This is a genomic window from Sodalinema sp. (assembly GCF_046483825.1).
Classification (GTDB): Bacteria; Cyanobacteriota; Cyanobacteriia; order Cyanobacteriales; family Geitlerinemataceae; genus Sodalinema.
On sequence record NZ_JAWOCL010000062.1, the window covers coordinates 1 to 7,369 of the forward strand.

The 7,369-nt window shown below is 52.6% G+C and carries 3 protein-coding genes; 2 read left to right on the forward strand and 1 reads right to left on the reverse strand.

Annotated features, from left to right (window positions below):
- A partial coding sequence (gene dndC / locus R6U67_RS03880) for a DNA phosphorothioation system sulfurtransferase DndC (RefSeq protein WP_410251338.1) occupies positions 1–1,099 on the forward strand: 1,099 nt, incomplete at its 5' end.
- Here the strand turns inward: dndC and R6U67_RS03885 are convergent.
- Positions 1,096–2,715, reverse strand: a complete 1,620-nt coding sequence (locus R6U67_RS03885) for a GAF domain-containing protein (protein WP_410251339.1) — start codon at positions 2,713–2,715, stop codon at positions 1,096–1,098. The two genes, dndC and R6U67_RS03885, sit on opposite strands and share 4 nt — an antisense overlap.
- A gap of 469 nt (positions 2,716–3,184) precedes the next feature.
- On the opposite strand from R6U67_RS03885, the gene R6U67_RS03890 reads away from it, so the two are divergent.
- Positions 3,185–7,180, forward strand: a complete 3,996-nt coding sequence (locus R6U67_RS03890; protein ID WP_410251340.1) for a magnesium chelatase subunit H — start codon at positions 3,185–3,187, stop codon at positions 7,178–7,180.
- Positions 7,181–7,369: the final 189 nt, after the last annotated feature.

Genomic DNA, 7,369 nt, shown 5'->3' on the forward strand with positions numbered 1-7,369 from the left:
CAAATTCATTCGAAGAGTTGTTCGAGAAAATGGTGAAACCATTCTTGCTCTGGGAACTCGTAAGGCTGAAAGCTACAGACGTGCAGAGACTATGAAAAAGCATGAACGAAAAAGAGTCCGCGAACGTCTTAGCCCTAACTCAAAGTTAGTCAACTCTTTAGTTTATAGTCCAATTGAAGATTGGACTACTGATGAAGTATGGATGTATTTAATGCAATGGGAAAATCCTTGGGGACATGATAATAAACATTTATTGACTATGTATCGCGGTGCAACGGCAGACAATGAATGTCCGCTGGTAGTTGACACAACAACTCCTAGCTGCGGAAGTTCTCGTTTTGGCTGTTGGGTTTGCACTATGGTTAGTCAAGACAAATCCATGGAGGCGATGATCCAAAATGATGAAGAAAAAGAATGGATGCAACCACTCCTCGATATCCGCAATGAACTAGACCTTAAGAACGATCGCGATCGCCGCGACTTCCGACGTATCCATGGAAATGTCCAACTTTTTGAACGCAACAAAAATGGAGAAGTTTCTGTCGAACCCATCCCCGGCCCTTACACCAAAAAGTGGCGGGAACATTGGTTAAGACGAGTTCTCGAAGCACAGGAAACCGTCCGTCGAACCGCTCCCCCCGAAATGCGCGACATCACCCTCATCACCACCGAAGAACTCAGCGAAATTCGGCGGATTTGGCTCGAAGAAAAACATGAATTCGACGATCGCCTCCCCACAGTATACCGAGAAATCACCGGTAAACCCTTCCAAGACCCTCGGCCCGGTGCCGACCAATCCCTCCTGGGACTCGACGAGTGGAACATCCTCGAAGACCTCGCCGACGGAGACGCCATGGAACTCGAACTTATGGCCAAACTCCTCGACACCGAACGCCAGTACCACACCAAACTCAACCGTAAAGGTATCTACGAGGCCTTAGAAAAATGCTTCGAGACCAGTTCCCGGTCCCCCGAAGAAGCCATCGCCAACGCACATCGTAAACGAGAACTTAAAGAAGCCGCCGCAGCGGGAGACGTGGCCAAAGTTAAACAACTAACCTGGTCTGATCTCAAATTTGGCGACTCCCCAGACTCCTAACGCGGGAACCAATACAATAAGGGAGTTTGCTCCCGACGGCGTCGTAAATAACGGACCAAATGCTCACCACTCAACGGGGGTAACAGATAATGCTGTAACTCCAGCGGGTGTCCCATCCAGGGTAACCCATACCCCGCGCGATCGCTCAACCCCAAAATCGGCAACTTCGCAAAACGGGAATCCTCACGAAGCTGACTGGCCCAACAACGGCCCTGGGCCTCACTGAGATCTCCTTGAAGGGTGACCACATCAAGCGAAGTCCCCAACGATTGACTCAACGCCTCCTCAGGAGTTTCCACAAACTGGACCTCATAGCGGTTTTGTCGGAACAACCGCTGGGTTTCCCGTAACTGTAACGGCGCCTCACCCACCGCCAATACCCGAGTTGTCCCATTGCTGCGTTCAGAATCGGCCCACTTCGTCGGACAGTCATCACATAACGTACATTCAGGACCCTCATAGACACGACCATAACGACTGGGAATCGGGAGATGACAGCGTTGACATTCGAGAACCGTGTAACTCCCTTCCAAGAAATTCTCAAAACAGCGCATATCTCCCATCAAATATAGCCGACGGAAATCTGAGCGTTCTTGCAGTCGTCGCCAAAAATTCTCAAACTCAAAGCGATAGCCTTCATAGCCGTACACCGCACCTGGAAACCCGAGACTCCCCTGATGAGGACTCATAATCCCCTTACCGCGACTGAGATAATAGGCCACATAGCTTTTTAGCAACTCTTCCGGCGAAGCCGTCACCGCTGGGGATGGAGATCGGGATATATTCGATGTCTCCTGTGGTTCTAGGTCTGGTTTGGCCAAGGGACGGAATAACTGCTCTTGATGAATAAACGCCGTTTCCCGTAAGGCCTCATGAGCCGCTTGTAACTCACAATAGCGGCGATCGCGCTCCAACGATCGCGCCAACTGTTGCGCCAACAAGAGTGTCGTATCAATCTCCCGCTGCGACCAACTGCGAGCGGTATAACATTGATGCACCGCCAACAATCCCCACAACGACAATCCCTGCATCTCTTCTAAACGCACCGGAACCACCAACTTGGCGGAAACCTCAAAAAAGCACTCTAAAATCTTGGTCGGACAGCGATCGAGATCCATCGAATTTAAATCGGCGATCGCCTGGAGTTTTCCCTCCTGAAACTGTAGAATCTCCTCAGTCCCAAAAAAGCGACCTAAACGGCATTTAAGCATCGAAGATCGTCCCGGTGCATGAGACTCTGCGACCACCGTCGCCTCCCACTTGCGAGTCGTCCGACAGAGAATCACCCGGTCCGCACGTAAAATTTTTCGGACCCCTTCCACCGTCTCATGTAACAGGGCCGGAAACTGATCAGAAAAGCGTTCCGAAATCGGCTTAGCCATCGCCATCGGCTTGGACTCAACCGGGGCCATGACCTGACGACTCGGCGAGACCGGTTCCTCACCCACCGGTTGAAGCTGATGATTTTCTAAAACACTTGCCTGAGATAAATGCGTCGTTTCCACAGTTCCATAGGGCATTTCCTGATGACAGCGTGGACAAAACCAGCGTAACGTTCCGTGACGGACATAACCTAATAAAGGATAAGAACAACAAGGACATAGAAAATTTGACATCAGCTTCACCTCAATAGGACGCCTAATAAATTGCGATCGCAACCCATCCCCACCCTAAAACCATCGTTTTGCCGCAACTTATCTCGATAGATTATCTTCTAAAATTTTAAATCACCGCCCCAACCGATCACCGCAATTTCCGGTATCTTGTATCAAGAATTAATATTTAATGAGCCAGACCATCCCCAGACCCATTTCCTCCCAAACCCCCTTGACAAAATGTCCAAAACCCCTCCCAATAAAACAACATAACTGTTGTTTAAATCCCCCTTGCGTCCCCCATCCTGTCAAATTTCTAAACAAATGTAACGAAATGTTGCAATTTTTCTATCAAATTGTTTCAGAACACCGATTTGAGTGAAGTCCCCCTAACATTATTTGGTAAAAACACCTATATAGCTAAATTCCATAAGCCCATCCCAGACCAGGTTTAGTAAACATCACGAATCGCGTAAGGAGTAACCCATTCATGTTCACCCACGTCAAGCCCACCGTTCGCCACATCCAGGCTCCCGACGACCTCAACGGTCGCACCCTAATCAAGGTGGTCTATGTCGTGCTCGAATCGCAATATCAGAGTGCCTTGTCCGCCGCCGCCCAAGCCATCAACGCCAACAACCCCAACCTGGCCATCGAACTGAGCGGCTACCTCATCGAAGAACTGCGCGACCCTGAAAACTGCGAAGACCTGAAACGGGATGTCGCCCAAGCCAACATCTTCATCGGCTCCCTCATCTTCATCGAAGACCTAGCCGAAAAAGTCATCGAAGCCGTCCAACCCGCCCGGGACAACCTCGACGCCGCCATCGTCTTCCCCTCCATGCCCGAAGTCATGCGCCTCAACAAATTGGGCAGCTTCTCCATGGCACAACTCGGACAATCCAAAAGTGCCATCGCCCAATTCATGAGAAAGCGCAAAGAGCAGTCCGGCGCCTCCTTCCAAGACGGAATGCTCAAACTGCTGCGCACCCTGCCCAAAGTCCTCAAATACATGCCCGTGGACAAAGCCCAGGACGCGCGTAACTTCATGCTGAGCTTCCAATACTGGCTCGGCGGGTCCCCCGACAACCTGGAAAACTTCATCTTGATGTTGGCAGACAAATACGTACTGCCCGAAGGGAAGCGAGACGTCACCTACAACGACCCCGTCGTCTACCCCGACATGGGTATCTGGCATCCCCTCGCCCCCCAAATGTTCGAAGACGTCAAAGAATACCTCAACTGGTATAACTCCCGCCGGGACATCAGCGACGACCACAAAGACCCCCTCGCCCCCACCGTCGGACTCGTCCTGCAACGGACCCACCTCGTCACCGGAGACGACGCCCACTACGTGGCCATGGTGCAAGAATTTGAATCCCTTGGCGCCCGCGTCATCCCCATCTTCTCCGGCGGACTCGACTTCTCCCAACCCGTCAACAAATTCTTCTGGGAACAAGGGGAAACCGATAACCCCAACAACAAAGCCTTCGTCGATGTCGTCGTTTCCCTCACCGGCTTTGCCCTCGTCGGCGGTCCCGCCCGTCAAGACCATCCCAAAGCCATCGACTCCCTCAAGCGGCTGAACTGCCCCTACATGGTCGCCCTCCCCCTCGTCTTCCAAACCACCGAAGAATGGGAAGACAGCGACCTAGGACTGCACCCGATTCAAGTCGCCCTACAAATCGCCATCCCCGAACTCGACGGGGCCATCGAACCCATCGTTCTCTCCGGGCGGGATGGGGCCACCGGTAAAGCCCACGCCATGCAAGACCGCATCGAAGCGGTAGCAACCCGGGCCATGAAATGGGCCAACCTGCGGCGTAAACCCAAACTCCATAAAAAAGTTGCCATCACCATCTTCAGCTTCCCCCCCGACAAAGGCAACGTCGGAACCGCCGCCTATCTCGACGTCTTCGGTAGCATTCACGAAGTGGCCACCGCCCTGCAACGCAACGGCTACCGCATCGAAGACCTGCCCGAGAATCCCCAGGAGTTGATGAACGCGGTCATCCATGATGCCGCTGCCCAATACGCCAGCCCAGAACTCAACGTGGCCTATCGGATGCCCGTTGACGAATACGAAAACCTCACCCCCTACGCCAAACGCTTAGAAGAAAACTGGGGGTCTGCACCCGGAACCCTCAACAGCGACGGGCAAAACCTCTTGGTGTACGGCAAACAGTTCGGGAACCTGTTTATCGGGGTCCAACCCACCTTTGGCTACGAAGGTGACCCGATGCGGCTGTTGTTTAGCCGTTCCGCCAGCCCCCACCATGGCTTCGCCGCCTACTACACCTATCTCGAACAAATTTGGCAAGCCGACGCGGTTCTCCACTTTGGCACCCATGGTTCCCTGGAGTTCATGCCCGGAAAACAAATGGGGATGTCGGGAACCTGTTACCCCGATAGTTTGATTGGTAACATTCCCAACCTCTACTACTACGCCGCTAACAACCCCAGCGAGGCGACCATCGCCAAACGCCGCAGCTACGCCGAAACCATTTCCTATCTCACCCCACCAGCGGAAAATGCCGGTCTGTATAAAGGACTCAAGGAACTCGGCGAACTGGTGGGGTCCTACCAAACCCTCAAAGATGGCGGACGGGGCATTCCCATCGTCAACACCATCGTTGAGAAAGCCCGCATGGTCAATCTCGACAAAGACATCGACTTCCCCGAAGCCGATGCCAAAGACCTCAGTCAAGATGAACGGGATACCATCGTCGGCTTGGTGTACAAACAACTGATGGAAATCGAGTCGCGGCTATTACCCTGTGGCTTGCATGTCATCGGGAAACCTCCCACCGCCGAAGAAGCCGTGGCCACTCTGGTCAGTATCGCCAGCATCGACCGGGAAGAAGAAGGCATTGTGGGTCTCCCCAGTCTCTTGGCCCAAAGTCTCGACCGCAACATCCAAGACATTTACAGCAACAACGATAAAGGGGTTCTCGCCGATGTGGAGTTGAACCAGAAAATCGTTGAGGCGACCCGCGACTGTGTTGGGGCCATGGTGGCTGAGAAAACCGACAGCGATGGCCGGGTTCGTTTGGAGAATCTGGGTAACTGGCTGCAACGGATGATTAAGGATGAACCCTGGTATGAGGTTCTCAAGGCCGCTGGCTTCCATCGCGTGGATAAAGAGGCCTTAGACAAACTGATTGAGTATCTCAACTTCTGTCTCAAGCAGGTTTGTGCGGACAATGAACTCGGGTCTCTGTTGCGGGCCTTGGAAGGGGAATATGTACTGCCGGGTCCCGGTGGTGACCCCATCCGCAACCCGGATGTGTTGCCCACGGGTAAAAATATCCATGCTCTCGACCCTCAAGCCATTCCCACGGCAGCAGCGGTTCAGGCGGCTAAGATTGTGGTTGACCGCTTGGTGGAACGGCAACGTCAGGAAAATGGCAACGAGTATCCTGAAACCATCGCCTGTGTGCTGTGGGGGACGGATAATATCAAGACCTATGGTGAATCCTTGGCCCAAATCATGTGGATGGTTGGGGTGAAACCGGTTCCTGATGCCATGGGACGGGTCAACAAGTTAGATTTGATTCCCTTAGAGGAGTTGGGCCGGCCTCGGATTGACGTGGTGGTCAACTGTTCTGGGGTCTTCCGCGACTTGTTTGTCAATCAGATGGCCTTGTTGGATAAGGCGATTAAGATGGCGGCAGAAGCGGATGAACCTGTGGAGATGAACTTTGTCCGCAAACACGCGATTAAACAAGCCGAGGAGATGGGGGTGAACCTGCGTCAAGCGGCGACTCGGGTCTTCTCCAATGCGTCGGGGTCTTATGCGGCCAATATCAACTTGGCGGTGGAAAACAGCACTTGGGAGGAAGAGTCGGAGTTACAAGAGATGTATCTGACTCGTAAGTCCTTCGCCTTCAATGCGGATAATCCCGGCATGATGGAACAAGACCGCAAGGTGTTTGAGTCGGCCCTGTCGACGGCGGATGCGACGTTCCAAAACTTGGATTCTTCGGAAATCAGTTTGACGGATGTGTCCCACTACTTCGATTCTGACCCGACGAAGGTGGTCTCGAAGTTACGCAAGGATGGCAAGAAACCCAATTCTTATATTGCCGATACGACGACGGCCAATGCCCAGGTTCGCAGTCTCTCGGAAACGGTGCGTCTGGATTCTCGGACGAAGATGCTGAACCCGAAATGGTATGAGGGGATGTTGTCTCATGGTTATGAGGGGGTTCGGGAACTCTCGAAACGCTTGGTGAACACCATGGGTTGGTCGGCGACGGCGGACGCGGTGGATAACTGGGTGTATGAGGAGGCGAATGAGACCTTTATTAAGGATAAGGAGATGCAGGAACGCCTGATGAATCTCAATCCTCATTCCTTCCGCAAGATGGTGGGAACGTTGCTGGAGGTCCATGGCCGTGGCTATTGGGAAACCAGTGATGAGAACCTCGAACGTCTGATGGAGTTGTATCAACAGGTTGAGGACCGCATTGAAGGGGTTGAGTAAGCCGCGAGGTTAAGGCGTTTTATCTCTTCAGATAGTGTTTTGGCCCCCTTGATTGAGAAGGGGGCTTTTTTTGGGGTCTTCTGATAATAGGGAGTCGTTGATATGGCTCAGCGTCCGAAAATAGCTCCAGCTCAATCGTGAACATACCATGTTCACGTTTTAGTGAAATCGACCCTTAGGACTTTTGAG

What these genes read in the sequence shown, in the direction of transcription:
- R6U67_RS03885 (WP_410251339.1), bottom strand. Translation starts at nt 2,715, where the DNA reads ATGTCAAATTTTCTATGTCCTTGTTGTTCTTATCCTTTATTAGGTTAT.
- R6U67_RS03890 (WP_410251340.1), top strand. Translation starts at nt 3,185, where the DNA reads ATGTTCACCCACGTCAAGCCCACCGTTCGCCACATCCAGGCTCCCGAC.